The sequence below is a fragment of the Thalassotalea euphylliae genome (assembly GCF_042682785.1).
Classification (GTDB): Bacteria; Pseudomonadota; Gammaproteobacteria; order Enterobacterales; family Alteromonadaceae; genus Thalassotalea_F; species Thalassotalea_F euphylliae.
In genome coordinates, this window is the sequence record NZ_JBHUIB010000012.1 from 981,874 (window position 1) to 998,764 (window position 16,891).

The following is a 16,891-nucleotide window of genomic DNA, read 5'->3' on the forward strand; positions in this document are numbered from 1 at the left end:
TATTGATGAGCAAAAGAGTCCTGGTTGTGACTAGTGTATTGAGTGTGTTTTTTGCTACTGCACTTAAAGCGCAAGTAACCCCGATTAATATCGAAAAGGTATGTTCTACGTCTCCACAAGCTTGCCTGGAAAACGTTGAGCAACAACTATCATCGGTGGTGCCAGAGAGTAGAATCTGGTTTCAGTACAAGATGTTTCAACTAGAAGCACTTTTTCAAACGGTCGACTTTGAGCGTTTAGCTATTGAAGTAGCGCCGTGGATTGAACGTAATGACATTCCGCTGCGCTTTAAAATCAATGTATTAATCTATCACGCGAAAATACTGGGTGGCCAAGGAAATGCCCCCCTTGCTGTTGAATACATGAATAGAGCGATTACAGCGATTGAGGAGGTAAACAGTGCCTCGTATGATCCAATGTTAGTGGTTCAAATCGCGAATGGATTGAATAGCTTGCAACAGTTTCAACAAGGTTATGAATTACTGCTTCCTCTTAAAGAAAAATATCGCAACCGGCATATGCCTAAGTTCAAGCATGAGCTTATGGAGAACCTTGGACATTTCGCTTTTCGGTTAGGTGATTTCGAGGAGCATCTTAGCTATCGTCTCCAGGCGCTAGAATGGGCAAAACAAACGGAAAATTTAAATCAAGTTGCTATATCTACCTACAATGTAGCGCGAGCTCATCAGATGTTGAAAAACTATGATCGTGCGTTTCATTATTTCCAATCAGCAGAAGATTACCAGTCCATGGGGAAACACGATCAGAATATGATCATGTATCGTCGTGCAGAGATGTCTTTTGACATGGGTGAAATCGAAGGCGCGAAGTCATACTTTTCGAAAGTTAACAGGGACGTGCCGTTGTTAAGCTATCGTGATTTGTTTGATGAATTTGAAGTGAAATTAAACCAAGCAAAATAAGAGTCTGCTAGTTTCTTTTATGACGTTGATATGCCGACAATATATGGATATTGGCACATAAAAAAGCCCAGCTAATTAGCTGGGCAAAAAACAAAGGGAGAACATGATTTAGTGGAGGTTAAGCTTTCTCTCCTTCCAATAAGCTTTTGCCGTTAATCGAAATTTTTCTTGGCTTCAATGCTTCTGGAATTTCTCTTTCTAAATCAATGTGCAACAAGCCATTTTCCATGTATGCACCAACCACTTTAACGTGGTCACCTAACTGAAACTTACGCTCGAAGTTTCGTTCTGCAATACCTTGATGTAAGAACTTACGCTCTGATTTGTTTTCAACTGTAGCTTTGGTGCCAGTTACAATTAAGTTGTTTTGTTTTGACTCAATGTCTAGCTCTTCTTCAGCAAAGCCAGCTACAGCCATAGTGATACGGTACTTATCTTCTGCTAACGACTCTATGTTGTATGGAGGGTAAGAAGATTGTTTTTCGTTACGGGCCGCTTTATCCATTAACGATGCTAAGTGATCGAAACCAATGAATGAACGGTATAGTGGGCTGAAATCTGTAGATGTACGCATAATATTCATATCCTATAGTAATTTAGCAATATGTAATGCTTAATGCTTTTTACACTTATGGTGAAACCGACGAGCGCGAATCACACTGGTATTGTGCTTGAGCCATTAAGCGTGCCTTTCACAATGAACAGGCGGTTAATGTTATGTAGACCCTTTAAGGCGACTACAAAACTATATATGTGGCGAGGAAAATACTTTTCAAGAGAATATTGGAAAATAATTTTGATTTTTTTATTAAGTTATTGAATTTTAGTAAATAAAAAAGGCGCTTGAAGCGCCCTTTTTGTGGAAGAATGGTTGTTACTCTGAAGACGTTCCTTGCGATGTTAATGGCGCTTCTTCACTGTTGAGTGCTTTTAATGTGCTTAGAGCATTGTCGTAATTTGGGTGTTGAGAGATATTGGCAACTAACTCTTTGTAGGCAATGTTTCCGTGCTCATCAATAATAAAAATAGCACGCGTCAACAACCCCATGTCTTTTATTAATAGGCCATATTTAGCCCCAAAATCACGCCAAACAGCATCTGACAATACTTTAACTTTGTCGATGTTTTCTTTTTTGCAGAATCGTTTTTGCGCAAAAGGTAAGTCGTTGCTGATTGTTAACATAACAACATTTTGCGGTAATTCTGCAACTTCTTCATTGAACCGTTTAGTTTGTAACGAGCAAACTCCGGTATCGAGACTCGGCACTACGGAGATTAAAACAGGCTTGTTAGCAAAATCTGATAATTGAACCGGTGCAAAGGATTCATTCACTACTTTAAAATCTGGTGCTTTGTCACCTTCACTGACTTGATTGCCCAGTAAAGTTACTGCTTTGTTACCTGCTTTGACTAAGTTATTGGTCTCAGTCAAGTTTGAATGATCTATGCTGGTAGCAAATGAGTTACAAACAAAGGGTAAATTTAGCGCGCAAGTTAATAGAAAAGTTGAGAATTTCATATATAGTGTAGAGTAATGTAATGCGATTATTGACAAGCTTACTCTTGTCGTTTGGAAAATACCATCTAAGTTGAGGCGATCGACTATTAATTGATGATTTTTCAGATTAAATACCCTAAATTTCGTATTATGACGTTAACTTCTTCGTAGTGAGGGTGCCCTGACCAAATGTCGACTCGATTACTTATCTGTGATGACTCCAATATGGCCCGTAAGCAGGTCGCACGTTCTTTGCCTGATAATTGGGATGTAGATATAAGTTTTGCAACCAATGGCCAAGAAGCGATTACTGCCATTAAAGAGGGCAAGGGTGATGTTCTCTTATTAGATTTAAATATGCCGGTCATGGATGGCTATGAAGTGCTTGAAGCAATTTTGAAGCAGGATTTACCGACAATGACTATTGTCATTTCAGGTGACATTCAGCCCGAAGCGCATCAAAGAGTTACTGGAATGGGGGCGTTGGACTTTATCAAAAAGCCCGTCAACAAAACCAAGCTTACCGAAATTTTAAAAGCCTACGGTATTTTTACCGAAGATTCGGTAGCAGCTGAGAAATCGTCGGTGGATGACAAAGCGCCGGAAAAGGTTGCCTTGCCAAAAATTACCGAGCCAATTCCTGTCGCTGAAACTGAAAAACCAGAAAAGACTGAGCTGATAACACTTGCGCCAGACATGCGAGATTGTTACCAAGAGATTGCCAATGTTGCCATGGGACGCGCAGGTGATTTGTTGGCTCGATTGCTGGATGTTTTCGTTTTACTACCAATTCCAAATGTGAATTTGATTGAAGTTAGCGAGCTAAGCATGGCGCTATCTTCTGTTGCGGCGAACGAGAGTACGTCTGGTGTTTGCCAAGGCTTTATCGGTGCAGGAATAAGCGGTGAAGCGCTATTGATTCTTAATGACTCTAGCTTTAAAGATATTGCGCGACTGATGGATTATCAGCAAGAGGTGGATGAAAGCGCTGAGCTAGAGCTGTTAATGGATATGGCGAATACCCTCATAGGTGCGTGTTTAAGCGGTGTATCAGAACAACTCGATATGACGTTTAGCCAAGGTCACCCCGTTGTGCTTGGACAACACAGAAAAATTAAAGAGCTTATTGCGACCAATTCGTCCAAATGGCGTCAGACGTTAGCCATTGAGATAAGCTATAACATTGAAGATTACCCAATAAAATGCGACCTATTGTTGCTGTTTACAGAAGAATCAATGCAAACGTTAAACAATAAACTTGCGTACTTGCTGGATTAGTTATGTCGTTAGAAACATCACAATTGAATGAACTTCACTGGTTAATGGAAATGTTACATAACATTGACGTTGGCTTAGTGGTATTAGACCGTGATTATAATATCCAGATATGGAATGGCTTTATGGAAAACCATAGTGGCCTTTTACCGAGAGAAGTTAAGGATAAGAATTTATTTGGTCTTTTCGACGAGATTCCGGAAACATGGTTTAAGCGCAAAGCAGAGTCAGTCTTTCTGCTTAAAAATAAGGCGTTCACTATATGGGAACAACGCCCTTATTTGTTTAAATTTCAAAATTATCGCCCGATCACAGGTACAGCAGATTTTATGTACCAAAACACCACTTTTATTCCACTGCTGGCGGCAACTGGCGAAGTTAGTCATTTATGTTTGATAATTTATGATGTCACTGACAATGCTACTCACAAGAAAGACCTTCAGAACGCGAATGAAGAGTTGGCATTGCTGAGTCAAACAGATGGTTTAACAAAGCTATTTAACAGGACTCATTGGGAAACTTGTCTGCAAAGCGAATACAAACGATGGAAGCGTAGCCAGAACCCTAGTTGCTTAGTCATGCTTGATATTGATCATTTTAAAAACGTTAATGACAACTATGGGCATATGGTTGGTGATGAAGTGATTCGACACATATCCGGTTTGATACGTGAACATGTCCGAGAGACAGATACATCAGGCCGCTATGGTGGTGAAGAGTTCGCTATTTTATTGGCGGATACTCCACTAGATAATGCAAATGTTTTTGCTGAACGATTGAGAAAAACAGTCGAAGAAGCGACGGTTAAGTACAACGACATTGAATTGAAGTATACCATTAGCGTTGGTATTGCCGAGGTTTCACCCGCTATCCAGACGTATGAAGCTTGGATTGAGTGTGCAGATGCAGCGCTCTATCAATCGAAAGAAGGTGGTAGAAACAAAGTCACACTTTACCCAAAACAGTAAACACACTCTGTTATTTTATTTAACCGCTATGAAGACACAAAAAAGCGCCAACAGGCGCTTTTTTGTGTCATGTAATCCTATTTTTTATAGACTTGTTTGCCGTTGACCCACGTCTCATTGACTGTATTTTTCCATATGCTTTGTGGGACTTGGGTAAACATATCATTATCGAGAAGTATAAAGTCCGCTTTTTTACCTGCTTCTAAACTTCCAATGATAACGTCTTGGTGGCCAGCATACGCTGCGTCAATAGTGAAGCTAGCTAACGCTTCAACGGGCGTCATTTTTTCAGTGCTTAGCCAACCATCTAGAGGCTGGTTATTATGGTCCTGACGAGTAATAGCGGCATGAAGGCCATAAAAAGGGTTAGGTGACTCTACCGGGAAGTCTGAACCATTAGCAATAATATTGCCCTCTGAAAGCAGTTTACGCCACGCATATGCGCCAGCTAAGCGCTCTTTACCTATGCGATCTTCAGCCATATTTTTATCGCTGGTTGCGTGTGTTGCTTGCATTGAAGGAATAACACCAAGTGGTTTAAAACGCTTTATATCGCTAAGCGTCAGAATTTGCGCATGTTCAATGCGGTGACGCTTGTTTTTAGAGCCTGTTTCATTAATGAATACTTCGTATTGGTCTAGTACTAGGTTATTAGCCTTGTCACCAATGGCGTGAGTATTGACTTGAAAACCCGCTTTCATCGAAGTTTTGATGAGTTTTGCAAGTTCATCAGGTTTGTACAGTAGCAACCCCTTATGACCTTTATGGTCCGAATAGTCGTCGATCATCGCTGCGCCACGAGAGCCAAGCGCACCGTCCGATGATATCTTCACACTATCAATTTTGTAGAACCCGTCAGGCGTTGCATATGGTCCCTTATTCAACACTTCTTGCCATGTTTTGTCCTCGACTGACAACATACCGTTAATGCGAATAGCCATTTGCTGCTCGTCAGCTAGGGTACGATAAAGTGAATCGTTCTCTACGGTGATGCCTGCATCATGAACCGATGTCAAACCGTAGCTAGCTAGACTGTTCATTGCATCGATAAGTGCTTGTTTCTTCTCGGCAGTTGTCAAAGGTGCAATAGCGTTACGAATCAGTTCCATCGCGTTATCAATAAACACACCGGTGGGGTTTCCTGCTTTATCGCGAATAATTTCGCCGCCACTGGGAGATACGGTATCTTTGGTGATACCAGCTATTTCCATAGCTTTGCTATTTACCCAAATTGCATGGCCATCAACGCGACCCATGATAACTGGGCGTTCTGGGAAATATTTATCAAGGCTAATTGCAGTCGGAAATGTTTTACTTGGCCATAAAACTTGGTTCCAACCTCGTCCACTTATCCATCGAGATTCTTTGTTTGTTTTGGCATAGGCGACAATACGTGAAACGGCGTCTTGTTCAGTTTGCGTGCCGACTAGATCTACACGCTGCAAGCCAAGACCATAACCTAATACGTGGCCGTGAGCATCTATCAGACCAGGCAATATGCTTTGCCCATTGCCATCTATGACGGTTACATTTTCGCCAATATTTTCTGGCTGCTCTTGGTAAATTGCATCTACCGTGTCATTGGAGAACTGTATGGCGTTAAAGGTTGTTAGTTCGCCTTTATTGACGGTGTAGCCTTTGACATTAGTAATGAGTGTTGTGTTTGCTAGGGCGAATGAAGAAAATAGTGCGCCGAGCACAAGGGGAGTATATTTGTACATGTTAGTTCTACGTTATTCTTATCTTTGTGGCGTGATCTCATCTTAGGATGAAATACGAAAACTAACAATGATATCAATAGGATTAAATAATTGATCATTCAGCGAGATATAAAAGGTTTAGAGGCAAGTTAGCCGTTGAGGAGAATGGTTAACCCTTGTCAAAATAGATAACGAAGCATATAAGACTCGCCCTAGGGCGCTTTTCAGAAAAGCAATAACTTAACAAATTGCTTTGATGGCGATATCTCCACCCGCATCAACTTGCGTTGTTTTAGCTTTTATGAAGATGCTCTGAATTGAGCAATTCGTTATTCCTATTGGTATAACCTGTTTATTTGTCGGCGACTTACCAGCAATAAAATGATGAATAGAAATGCTGAAAAAATAAAAGTAGGGTACTTTTGGTAGCGACTAAACGGTGTTTGACCACTAACAAGTGCAACATCAACACTTAATACTGCCTCTTCAAATTGAGGAATACGGCCAGTAAATTTTCCTTGTTCATCTACAGCGGCAGTGACGCCAGTATTGGTTGAACGAATTAACGGTCTGCCAAACTCTCTAGCACGCATTCGGGCGATTTCCATATGTTGGTGTGGCCCATGTGAAGTACCAAACCAAGCATCATTACTTACCGTTAATAATATATCCGTACTTTCACTAAAGTTGGCGTGCAATTGCTCTGGAAAGGCGATTTCAAAGCAGATAAGAGGTGCGAGCTGTATACCATTTGCCATCAGATTGGGTTGTACGTAATCACCCCTAGTAAATGACGACATGGGCAAATTGAAGAAAGGGGCTATTGGCCTTAACAGTTCTTGAAAGGGGACAAATTCACCAATGGGTAACAGGTGATGTTTGTAGAACCTATTTTCATTGGGGTAATAGTAACTGCCGTCAGTATCTTCCTTATTTTGTTTACCCAAAACAACAAGACTATTAAAGTATTCTCGCGACTCAAAGTTGTAATTGATGATACCCGTGACAATTGCGGTTGAATTCATAGCTGCGGCTGAATTGGCCATATCCAAGTATTCTTTCGCCATTGGCTCTACTGTCGGAATCGCAGATTCAGGCCATACAATGAGATCAGCGTTATAGTGTTGGCGCGTTAAGTCCATGTATTTCACCATGGTTGGCCATTCTTGTTCAGGCTTCCATTTTAATTCTTGGGCGATATTTCCTTGCGCTAGCGCGACTTTCTTTATCTCGCCTGTTGGTGATGTAAAAGCCGTGCTGTTAAGCCAAAATGTGACTGCGGCAATGCTCAATAAAGCCATACTATGCAGAACAATACTTTGTTTCGACACTAGCTTTACAACACACACCGCTATGACTAGCAGGATTAGTGTTAGGCCAACTTCACCGACAACAGGGGCAAAGCCTGACAGTGGGGAGTCAATCTGACTGTATCCAACGGAAAGCCATGGAAATCCTGTTAAAAACCAGCCTCGCAGCCACTCGGTAAAAATCCATATTGAGGGCAACAACCAAATGTTTAGTTTTTTTCCAGTGCTAAATCGCGAGGCGATATAGCCAGCCAATGCAGGGAATAGTGCCAGATATGCACAAAGTAATGCCATCAAAAAAAGTGAAGCTGGCAGTGGCATACCGCCAAATTGATCTATGCTGACATGAACCCAACTGATGCCTGTACCAAACCAACCCAGTCCAAAACAGTAACTTGCTACGGTTGCTTGTTTTATCGATTTACCATCAATTGATTTGACCCAAGTTGCTAGTAACAGTGGTGTTAACCACCAAAGAGAGTAGGGGGCATAAGCAAAAACAAGTAAAGCGCCAGCCAAAAAACTGACGATATTCGCTGGTGTTGTTAACAACGCTTTTAATCGGCTAATAAGTGCAGACATCTAGGTTAGTCAGTTATTTTACCGTTAACTTCGTGGTCTTTGGGTACGGTAACTTGAAGCATTTGCAAGCGACGGCTGTCGGCTGCTAATACTTTAAATTCAAAGTTGCCGATAGCGATTTCTTCGCCCTTTTGTGGCATGTGACCAAATTCTTGCACAACAATTCCACCGATCGTATCAGAATCAGCTTCGTCAAAATTGCAGTTAAAATACTCGTCGAAGTCTTCTAAATCAGTTAATGCTTTGACTTGATAAACATTACTAGCAAGGTGTTTGATTTCTTCTTCAATTTCGTCGTCAGTTTCATCTTCGATTTCACCCACGATCAGCTCTAGGATATCTTCAATGGTGACTAAACCAGATACGCCGCCATATTCGTCGACAACAACTGCCATGTGGTAACGCTGCGAACGAAACTCTTTTAATAAAGGCTCTACTTTCTTGCTTTCAGGGATAATCATTGCAGGGCGAATAAGTTCACCCAAGGTGCAGTTCTCTTCAGATTGATTAAATGCGTAAGCAAGTAAATCTTTGGCGAGAAGCATCCCTTCAACATTATCAATGTCATCATTGACAACAGGGAAGCGAGAATGGGCTGATTCTAAAATGACCGGTAGAAACTCTTCTAGCGGTTGATTGATATCTAAAGAAACAATTTGCGAACGTGGGATCATAATATCACGAACGCGCATTTCTGAAACTTCAAGCACACCTTCAATCATCTGCTTGGTTTCAGGTTTGATTAACTCGCGATCTTCCGCATCGTTAATAACATCAACAAGTTCATCTTTATTTTGCGGCTCCCCGGTAAATGCTTGTACTATTTTTTCCAAGAATGATTTATTCGAAGAGCCGTTGCTAGAGTGGGGATTGTCGTCGCTCATAGAGCTTTTATTGTTCCTTTAAATTTCGTAAGGGTTATTAAACCCAAGTTTTTTTAAAATGTCTATTTCTAAGCTTTCCATTTCCTCTGCTTCATCATCTTCAATGTGATCAAATCCGAGCAAATGTAAACAGCCGTGAATAACCATGTGTGCCCAATGTGCAGATAACGATTTTTCTTGCTCATGAGCTTCTTGAGCAACGACGGATGTGCAGATGACAAGATCACCTAGCAAGTCCATTTCAATACCGTCGGGTACCTCGAACGGGAACGATAAAACATTGGTTGGTTTGTCTTTACCACGGTAGGTGTGGTTTAGTGTTTGGCTTTCTGTTGAGTCAACCAAACGAATGGTCAGCTCAAAAGGTTTATTGTATTGGCTTAATGCTGCCTCCGCCCACTGTTGAAAATCGTCATCCGTGGGCAGGTTTGGCTCTTCAACGGCACGTTGAATATCAAGCGTTATCATTCTGGTTGTTCTCTGCCGCTTGCTTTTCCGCTAGCTCTTTCGCTTTTCTCTCTGCGCGCAGTTTTGTCGCTTTCTCGTCAAACGCATCGTAAGCTTCAACGATACGGGCTACCACAGGGTGTCGAACAACATCTTTTGACTGGAAAAAGTTAAAGCTAATACCAGGAATATCTTGCAGTACTTCGATTGCATGACGCAGCCCAGACTTTTGACCGCGCGGTAAATCGACTTGGGTAATATCGCCTGTGATTACTGCTCTTGAGTTAAAACCAATGCGCGTTAAGAACATTTTCATTTGCTCTACTGTTGTATTTTGGCTTTCATCAAGAATAATAAACGCATCATTTAGTGTGCGACCACGCATGTAGGCTAGCGGCGCAATTTCGATAACATTACGTTCAATAAGCTTTTCAACTTTTTCAAAACCTAGCATTTCGAACAAAGCGTCATAAAGCGGTCGCAGGTAAGGGTCAACTTTTTGTGATAGATCACCCGGCAAGAAACCCAGCTTTTCACCGGCTTCTACCGCAGGACGTGTAAGCAAAATTCGACGAATTTCCTGACGCTCTAAGGCGTCAACAGCACACGCAACAGCTAGGTAGGTTTTACCCGTACCCGCAGGGCCTACACCAAAACTAATGTCGTTGGTAATGACATTTTGAACGTACGCTGATTGGTTCAAGTTACGCGGCTTAACTACACCACGCTTAGTTTTAATGGTGACCATCTTTTCGTAGTCAACATCAACTTTACTAGGCGCTTGCTCAAGTGCATCGGCATTCAAAATGCCGAGATGTACCATCTCAGCAGTGATTGGCTGCATTCTGCCTTTTACCGTTTCAGTTTCAACGTACAAATCTTTTAAAAGCTTAACGACGGCATCACGATGGTTCGGTTGACCGACGACTTTGAATTCGTTACCTCGGTAACTAATTTCTACGCCCAAGCGACGTTCAATGGTCTTTAGATTGTCATCTAACGGACCACATAAATTAGCCTGTCGTGCATTGTCGACAGGCTCAAGCGTTAATAGGGTACTGTTGTCTGTGCTCAAGGATTTTTCCGTGTTAGCAGTTAAGGTGTAAACGTTGCTACGCCAAGTTCATCTGTGCCATTGGTGCTTGCTGTTGCATTAACACCGTGGTGACTATTGGCAAGAATATCTGATGGCGAGTGCGCAATACGTAAGCCCATATCTTTTTCTTCGCGCACAAGTTTACCGCGCAGCGAGTTGGCGTAAACGTCAGTAATTTCAACGTCAACGAATTGACCGATTACGTGATGCGGCGCTTCAAAGTTCACTATGCGGTTGTTCTCTGTACGACCACGAAGTTCCATCGGGTTCTTCTTTGATGGGCCTTCAACAAGGATGCGTTGCTCTGTACCTAGCATTTGGCGTGCAATGCGCAATGCCTGTTGGTTAATACGATCTTGGAGGATCTGCAGGCGCTGTTTCTTTGTTTCTTCACTAATGTCGTCAGGTAAATCAGCCGCAGGCGTCCCTGGACGAGCACTGTAGATAAAGCTGAAGCTTAAATCGAAATCGATCTCTTTGATTAAGTTCATCGTTTGTTCAAAATCAAAATCGGTTTCACCAGGGAAGCCAATAATGAAATCTGAAGACATACAGATATCAGGACGTGCTTTACGTAAACGTCGAATTTGAGATTTATACTCTAGTGCGGTATGTCCACGCTTCATTTGCGTTAGAATGCGGTCACAACCACTTTGTACTGGTAAGTGTAGGTGGCTTACTAGCTCTGGTACATCTTTATAGACTTCAATGATATCGTCAGTAAACTCAACAGGATGCGAGGTTGTGTAGCGAATACGGTCAATGCCATCTATTGTCGCGATCATTCGTAATAACTCTGAGAAACGACAAATGCTGCCGTCATGCGTTTCACCGCGGTAGGCATTTACATTTTGGCCGAGAAGGTTAACTTCACGCACACCTTGCTCTGCAAGTTGAGCAATTTCGTATAATACGTCATCAAGAGGACGGCTAACTTCTTCACCACGCGTGTAGGGTACAACACAGAATGTACAGTATTTGCTGCACCCTTCCATGATAGATACAAATGCAGTCGCACCTTCCGCTTTCGGCTCAGGTAAGCGATCGAACTTTTCGATTTCAGGGAAGCTGACATCAACCACTGGTGCTTTTTCACCGGTAACTTGCTGAATCATTTCAGGTAGGCGATGCAGTGTTTGTGGACCGAATACCATATCAACGTATGGCGCGCGCTCGCGAATAGCATCGCCTTCTTGCGACGCTACACAACCACCAACACCAATGACCAGTTCAGGGTTGTCCTTTTTCAGATTTTTCCAACGACCTAGTTGATGGAATACCTTTTCCTGGGCTTTTTCACGAATTGAACACGTATTAAGTAGAATGACATCTGCTTGTTCAGCTTCTTCTGCCAAAGTGAAACCATGTGTTGAATCAAGGAGTTCAGCCATCTTTTGCGAGTCGTACTCGTTCATTTGGCAGCCCCAAGTTTTGATATATAACTTTTTGCTCATTAATACGTGCCCAATATTTAAAAATTGATTCCAGTTTATGCTGGAGAATTCTCTACCTATTACTCTACACAGTAATAAGGGTCGCGTATTTTACTCTTTCTTGGCTATCGACGCTAGCATATCGATAAATCAAATATCTAATATTAAGTAATTAAGTGTAGCGACGTTGGTTTATACCAACGGAAAGCTGATCACTATTTGACTACCCTTATTACCACTTGGCTCAAAGGTGTTAATAGAGGCGTTGTATTTACTGGCAATTTGCCTGATGTAATACATCGACATATTGAATGTCACTTTGTTGTTGAAATCTGAGAAGCTCGACTCATCATCAGTAATCGTCAGCCAAAGCTTTTCTTTGAACTCTTGAATAGTCAGCTGAAAGTTTCTGCCGTCACCATGATGAATAGCGCAAGAAATTGCCTCAAAAATAACTTTGTAGATGTTTGCCTGAAGTTCGTAAGGTAGTCTCTCTACTTCTTCTGATACGTCAAATTCTAAGTTTACGTGATACTTACTGTGTAAGTACTCTGTGAGGTAAGGTATGGCCACGCTCAATGATTTACCGTATAGATCATCAGGTGTATCAGAGGATGATGAGTCTTCATATTCGTCAATACATTGTTGTGTTGCTGCTTTGGCTCCATCGATATCGCCAACATCCATCATCGATAAGATAGACTGAAGGTTGCGCTTAGTACTCAACGCCCGTTTACCTTTCCGTTGAAGCTCATTTTCTAGAAATAAATGAATTTTTCGAATCGACTGCGTGCGTAAGTAAAATAGCCAACCAATCAGTGATATCAAGCACACCAGAGTCACTGCATATAAAACCCGCATACGCAGTGTCCAATACCACGGATATTCGACTTCAATGCGTGCAAACGCTTGTTTTTCACTCCATTGACCTAAGCTATTGGTGCCGCGAAATGATAAATCATATGTCCCTGATGAAAGTCCAGTTAATATCAATTGGTTGCCGTTGATAGGTAACCAATTTCCACTATTGATCTTATATCTAAATTGTTTTTCTATGCCGCTACGGTAATCAAGACTTGCCAAGTTAAAACTAACAACTTCGTTGCTGTTTGTTAGTTTTAAATTGTCAGCATTCAATTGCGGTGTGCCTGATATATTCACTGTGCTGATAACAATATTCGGCTGGAAGTCTTTTTCTGCATCAATACTTACTGTTAGGAGCCCACCAAAGTGCCACACATGAATGTTATTGTTGATTTGTAATGGGCTACCATATAACGAATATTCTTCAGAGCCTGGCACCAGCGAGACTTGATTATTCTCTGGATTAAGCTTGTATAGACCTGGCGTAGCAGAAACCCATATTTCACCATTGATAAGTTCGCCGGTACTGAAGTTCATTGTGTAATTTAGATGCGTCAGCAGCTCACCGTTTAAATCAAAGACTAAAATGCCACTGCCTTTGGTGAATGCATATATCTTGTCTTCGTAGGGAACGAGCGATATGACTTTGTTAACAATATCAATATTGGTTTGTTTTACTCGCTTTGTATTGAGGTTATAAATTTCTACATTATTAGAGGTTGCTAGCCAAATATCGCCATTATCTTTTGGCAATATATCGATGACCTCTTTGTGTTTAAGACCGTTCTTTTCGTCAACCGTGGCGACAACTCTGTTGGTGCGCCAGTCGAGAATTTTCAGTCCGTTGGCGTTAGTGCCAATAAATAACAGCCCATTGTCTTCGACGAGCTTAAGAACAAGATTGTCGTTGCCTTGAAAGTTGAGCTTAGTTGCTTGCTTTAGGTTTAAATCGTATTGCCATATCCCGTCAAATGTCCCTGTAATGAGCTGATCGCCTTTTCGCAATATCGACATAATACGCTTGGCATTTTTTGTCAGGTTGTCATTACTTTGCTTGTCTATAAATTTGGTGGAATTATTTAGAGAGTGGAAACCATCACCATACGTTGCCACGATAATCTCATCGTCAATACCTATAATTTCATGAGCATTGTACTGAACGTCGTAAACCTTAGGTGTGTTTTGTATGTACGTTTCTTTAAGGCGTGTCACGCCATGATTAGATGCGAGCCAGATAACACCAGAATTATCAACAAATAGCTTTCTAATTGTTGCCGACTGATAGGAAGGGTAGCTATGAGGAAGTTTATCCAAAGCAGCTACGCTAAAAATGGCAATATTACCCGCTAAATCAATAGCAGCAACTTTTTCTTGATTTGGGAAAGTCGCCAAACGTTGAATGGTGCTGGCCGCGTTGATTGACGAAGAGCGGCCATCATCATAAATTCGGTGCAGCTTGCCTTGTTCATATGCAATGACCCCATTGTCAAACGAGACAAAAGCGGGGAAGTTTCCACTAAGCACCTGAACGAGCTGGTTGTTTTCTAATTTATATATTCCCTCATCAGTCAATACATAAAGAAACCTCTTACTCGAGGTGATTGTTCTGATGACTATTTCACTATTGATGATATTTACTGCACCCGTTTCAATATCTTTTTGATACAGTTTTTTTTCAGCATCAAAATAAAAGTGCTGTTTAAATTGCGTGATACCTATGTAGGAATTTTTTATACCGGGCACTTCAATGGAAGACGACTCTCCTGTACGGAGGTTTAAACGCCAAAAATTAGTGGGTTGCGATGCAACTAACAGTGAGTCTTGATAGCTATCAATGTCGTAAACCCAGTTAAAGCTAGTCCGCCAGTGCTCATGCTGGGTCGAAAAGTTGATGAACTCGGTGCCGTCATAGCGGGTCAATCCATGCTGACCGCCCAACCATATGTACCCTTCACGATCCTGATGGATATCATTAACGTTAACCAATGAGTCCGTAGAGCGAATTTCTAGACCATATGAATGAAACGCGATTAGTAGCGGAAACAGGCATAGTCTTTCGGCAAAGCGCTTACAAGATGGTATTAGGCTGCGCTTGATCTTTATCGTGATCACGTTGACCACATGCGACAAAAATTTTCGGTAACTGCTCTGCGTTCGTTGGCTTTTGCACCAACATATAGGTAGGTTTTCGCGGGTCATTCGGGTCTTTTTTATTGTTCCACGCTTGGGTAATACTGTCTGCGAACTGTTGGTCGTATTTCTCCGACATCGCTATCGCTAACATCTCTACGCCAAAATCATCCATGATTAACATGGTATTTCCATGGTAGCCACTGTGCGTATCAAAATCTATATCTACCGTTAAAATTTTATTACTTGGCAGTACTAGGTCTGCTCTAAGCTTTGCAACAACAGCCCTGTCTGGTTTTGCTTGTAACTGAGTGTGATTTGGCTTGTCTGTTGAATCGAAAACGAGTTTTATGTCGTCTGCTAGATATTGTTGGTCTTTTTGTAATACTGACATCGTCTATTCCTTAACTGTCTTATGGCGTTATTATCAGCTTAATTATAGTGCATAAAACCTTTGATATAGCTTAGTTAAACGGTTGATAATACGCCTATATCAATAATATAAATTTTATAATTAGTACAAAGCGACTATAAAGAGAATGTTATGCATCAAACGGATGTCATTATTGTTGGCGGTGGAATGGTGGGAGGTGCAACTGCACTGGCACTTGCCGACCTTGGTTTAAAAGTCACATTATTCGAGCGCCAAGCACCGCTTGACTTTGATCAAGAACAACCATTTGACCTGAGAGTTTCTGCTATTTCACTCGGTTCTGAGCAGCTCCTAGCGTCTCTCGATGCTTGGCACCCTATCCATGAAATGCGGGCTTGTCCTTATAAGCGATTGGGCGTATCAGAGATTGAATCATCCTATACAGAATTCAATGCTGAACTTATTGACCGTACACATCTCGGCCACATTATTGAGAATAGGGTAGTCCAGCTAGCCTTGTGGAAAAAGATTTCAGAGCACCATCGTGTTGAAGTCGTTATAGGTGAAGCGCTTGAGTCGCTTCAGACGAGCGAAGCTGGCGTTAGTTTAGTGGGAGAAAAAAACAGCTATTGTGCAAAGTTAGTCGTCGCGGCGGACGGCGCTAATTCATGGGTACGTAAGCAGGTTGGCATTGGTTGTACGGGGTGGAACTATCGACAAGCAGCTATGTTGATCAATGTCAGCACGGCACTTCCGCAACAAGATATTACTTGGCAAAAGTTTACGTCATCTGGCCCTCTTGCCATGTTGCCTTTACCTGGCAACAACGCCTCACTCGTTTGGTATCACCACAAAGATGAGATCAAACGTTTAAGCCAATTAAGCAATCAGCAATTGTGTGAGGCGGTGAATAGAGAGTTTCCTGACAAGTTAGGTAAAATTGAAACGGTTATTGATAAAGCGTTCTTCCCGTTAACTCGCCAGCACGCTAATCAATATTATAAAGGAAGTGTTGTGTTGCTTGGTGATTCTGCTCACAGCATTAATCCGCTAGCGGGGCAGGGAGTTAACTTAGGCTTTAAGGATGTTAGAGCATTGCAGTTTGCTATTGCAGAAGCAATCTCTGGTGGCGCAAGCTGGCATAGTGAATCGGTACTTAAAAACTATGAGCGCCAAAGAAGAACCGATAATTTAATGATGATGTCGGGTATGGACGCGATATATTCGGCGTTCTCTAATGATAACCCTGTTGTCAAAGGTTTGCGCAACGCGGCCTTAATAGCAGCAAACAAACTACCGTTTGGTAAGAAGAAAGTGTTGGAATATGCATGTGGGCTAGCGTAATGCTGGCCTAGAAATCTATTCTAACGGCGTATTTATACGTACAGGATAAGAGCGGTTATTTTAG

14 protein-coding genes are annotated in these 16,891 nt (G+C 41.8%); 4 read left to right on the forward strand and 10 right to left on the reverse strand.

Annotated elements, in window-relative coordinates:
* Nucleotides 1–5: 5 nt before the first annotated feature.
* The gene (locus ACFSJY_RS18955) at nucleotides 6–923 is read left to right on the forward strand and encodes a tetratricopeptide repeat protein (protein WP_386038197.1); all 918 of its coding nucleotides are present in this window, start codon (nucleotides 6–8) and stop codon (nucleotides 921–923) included.
* A gap of 118 nt (nucleotides 924–1,041) precedes the next feature.
* On the opposite strand, the gene ACFSJY_RS18960 is transcribed toward ACFSJY_RS18955, so the two are convergent.
* Nucleotides 1,042–1,497: an Hsp20 family protein gene (locus ACFSJY_RS18960; RefSeq protein ID WP_386038200.1), complete on the reverse strand. Its 456-nt coding sequence runs from the start codon at nucleotides 1,495–1,497 to the stop codon at nucleotides 1,042–1,044.
* Between the two features lie 300 nt (nucleotides 1,498–1,797).
* Nucleotides 1,798–2,442, reverse strand: a complete 645-nt coding sequence (gene tpx / locus ACFSJY_RS18965; protein WP_386038203.1) for a thiol peroxidase — start codon at nucleotides 2,440–2,442, stop codon at nucleotides 1,798–1,800.
* A 168-nt stretch (nucleotides 2,443–2,610) separates the two neighbouring features.
* Between tpx and ACFSJY_RS18970 the strand changes: the two genes are divergently transcribed.
* Both ACFSJY_RS18970 and ACFSJY_RS18975 read left to right on the forward strand, forming a co-directional pair.
* Complete coding sequence (locus tag ACFSJY_RS18970) at nucleotides 2,611–3,699, forward strand: response regulator (RefSeq protein WP_386038206.1); 1,089 nt, start codon at nucleotides 2,611–2,613, stop codon at nucleotides 3,697–3,699.
* A gap of 2 nt (nucleotides 3,700–3,701) precedes the next feature.
* Nucleotides 3,702–4,664, forward strand: coding sequence for a sensor domain-containing diguanylate cyclase (locus ACFSJY_RS18975; protein ID WP_386038208.1), 963 nt, complete (start codon nucleotides 3,702–3,704; stop codon nucleotides 4,662–4,664).
* 77 nt (nucleotides 4,665–4,741) lie between these two features.
* Here the strand turns inward: ACFSJY_RS18975 and ACFSJY_RS18980 are convergent, their stop codons facing one another.
* The 8 genes from ACFSJY_RS18980 to ACFSJY_RS19015 all read right to left on the reverse strand — a co-directional run bounded on the left by ACFSJY_RS18980 (nucleotide 4,742) and on the right by ACFSJY_RS19015 (nucleotide 15,504).
* Nucleotides 4,742–6,385, reverse strand: a complete 1,644-nt coding sequence (locus ACFSJY_RS18980) for an amidohydrolase (protein WP_386038211.1) — start codon at nucleotides 6,383–6,385, stop codon at nucleotides 4,742–4,744.
* A gap of 314 nt (nucleotides 6,386–6,699) precedes the next feature.
* Nucleotides 6,700–8,256, reverse strand: coding sequence for an apolipoprotein N-acyltransferase (gene lnt, locus ACFSJY_RS18985; RefSeq protein ID WP_386038214.1), 1,557 nt, complete (start codon nucleotides 8,254–8,256; stop codon nucleotides 6,700–6,702).
* Between the two features lie 5 nt (nucleotides 8,257–8,261).
* Nucleotides 8,262–9,140 (reverse strand): HlyC/CorC family transporter, encoded by an 879-nt coding sequence (locus tag ACFSJY_RS18990; protein WP_386038217.1) that lies wholly within the window; start codon nucleotides 9,138–9,140, stop codon nucleotides 8,262–8,264.
* 18 nt (nucleotides 9,141–9,158) lie between these two features.
* Entirely contained in the window at nucleotides 9,159–9,608 is a 450-nt protein-coding gene (gene ybeY / locus ACFSJY_RS18995; protein ID WP_386038220.1) for an rRNA maturation RNase YbeY, read from the reverse strand.
* Nucleotides 9,595–10,662, reverse strand: a complete 1,068-nt coding sequence (locus ACFSJY_RS19000) for a PhoH family protein (protein WP_386038223.1) — start codon at nucleotides 10,660–10,662, stop codon at nucleotides 9,595–9,597. The genes ybeY and ACFSJY_RS19000 overlap by 14 nt, the downstream gene beginning before the upstream one ends.
* A 20-nt stretch (nucleotides 10,663–10,682) precedes the next feature.
* Nucleotides 10,683–12,137: a tRNA (N6-isopentenyl adenosine(37)-C2)-methylthiotransferase MiaB gene (gene miaB, locus ACFSJY_RS19005; protein ID WP_386038226.1), complete on the reverse strand. Its 1,455-nt coding sequence runs from the start codon at nucleotides 12,135–12,137 to the stop codon at nucleotides 10,683–10,685.
* A gap of 171 nt (nucleotides 12,138–12,308) precedes the next feature.
* The gene (locus ACFSJY_RS19010) at nucleotides 12,309–15,092 is read right to left on the reverse strand and encodes a ligand-binding sensor domain-containing protein (RefSeq protein WP_386038229.1); all 2,784 of its coding nucleotides are present in this window, start codon (nucleotides 15,090–15,092) and stop codon (nucleotides 12,309–12,311) included.
* Nucleotides 15,049–15,504, reverse strand: coding sequence for a hypothetical protein (locus tag ACFSJY_RS19015; protein WP_386038232.1), 456 nt, complete (start codon nucleotides 15,502–15,504; stop codon nucleotides 15,049–15,051). Before ACFSJY_RS19015 ends, ACFSJY_RS19010 begins: the two co-directional genes overlap by 44 nt.
* A gap of 150 nt (nucleotides 15,505–15,654) precedes the next feature.
* Here ACFSJY_RS19015 and ACFSJY_RS19020 point away from each other — a divergent pair, with 150 nt between their 5' ends.
* Nucleotides 15,655–16,827 carry an FAD-dependent oxidoreductase gene (locus ACFSJY_RS19020; protein WP_386038235.1) on the forward strand — a complete coding sequence of 391 codons (1,173 nt, stop codon included), beginning with the start codon at nucleotides 15,655–15,657 and terminating at the stop codon, nucleotides 16,825–16,827.
* The last annotated feature ends 64 nt before the right edge of the window (nucleotides 16,828–16,891 follow it).

Coding starts and splice junctions, on each gene's coding strand:
- ACFSJY_RS18955 (WP_386038197.1), top strand. CDS start 6: ATGAGCAAAAGAGTCCTGGTTGTGACTAGTGTATTGAGTGTGTTTTTT.
- ACFSJY_RS18960 (WP_386038200.1), bottom strand. CDS start 1,497: ATGCGTACATCTACAGATTTCAGCCCACTATACCGTTCATTCATTGGT.
- tpx (WP_386038203.1), bottom strand. CDS start 2,442: ATGAAATTCTCAACTTTTCTATTAACTTGCGCGCTAAATTTACCCTTT.
- ACFSJY_RS18970 (WP_386038206.1), top strand. CDS start 2,611: ATGTCGACTCGATTACTTATCTGTGATGACTCCAATATGGCCCGTAAG.
- ACFSJY_RS18975 (WP_386038208.1), top strand. CDS start 3,702: ATGTCGTTAGAAACATCACAATTGAATGAACTTCACTGGTTAATGGAA.
- ACFSJY_RS18980 (WP_386038211.1), bottom strand. CDS start 6,385: ATGTACAAATATACTCCCCTTGTGCTCGGCGCACTATTTTCTTCATTC.
- lnt (WP_386038214.1), bottom strand. CDS start 8,256: ATGTCTGCACTTATTAGCCGATTAAAAGCGTTGTTAACAACACCAGCG.
- ACFSJY_RS18990 (WP_386038217.1), bottom strand. CDS start 9,140: ATGAGCGACGACAATCCCCACTCTAGCAACGGCTCTTCGAATAAATCA.
- ybeY (WP_386038220.1), bottom strand. CDS start 9,608: ATGATAACGCTTGATATTCAACGTGCCGTTGAAGAGCCAAACCTGCCC.
- miaB (WP_386038226.1), bottom strand. CDS start 12,137: ATGAGCAAAAAGTTATATATCAAAACTTGGGGCTGCCAAATGAACGAG.
- ACFSJY_RS19015 (WP_386038232.1), bottom strand. CDS start 15,504: ATGTCAGTATTACAAAAAGACCAACAATATCTAGCAGACGACATAAAA.
- ACFSJY_RS19020 (WP_386038235.1), top strand. CDS start 15,655: ATGCATCAAACGGATGTCATTATTGTTGGCGGTGGAATGGTGGGAGGT.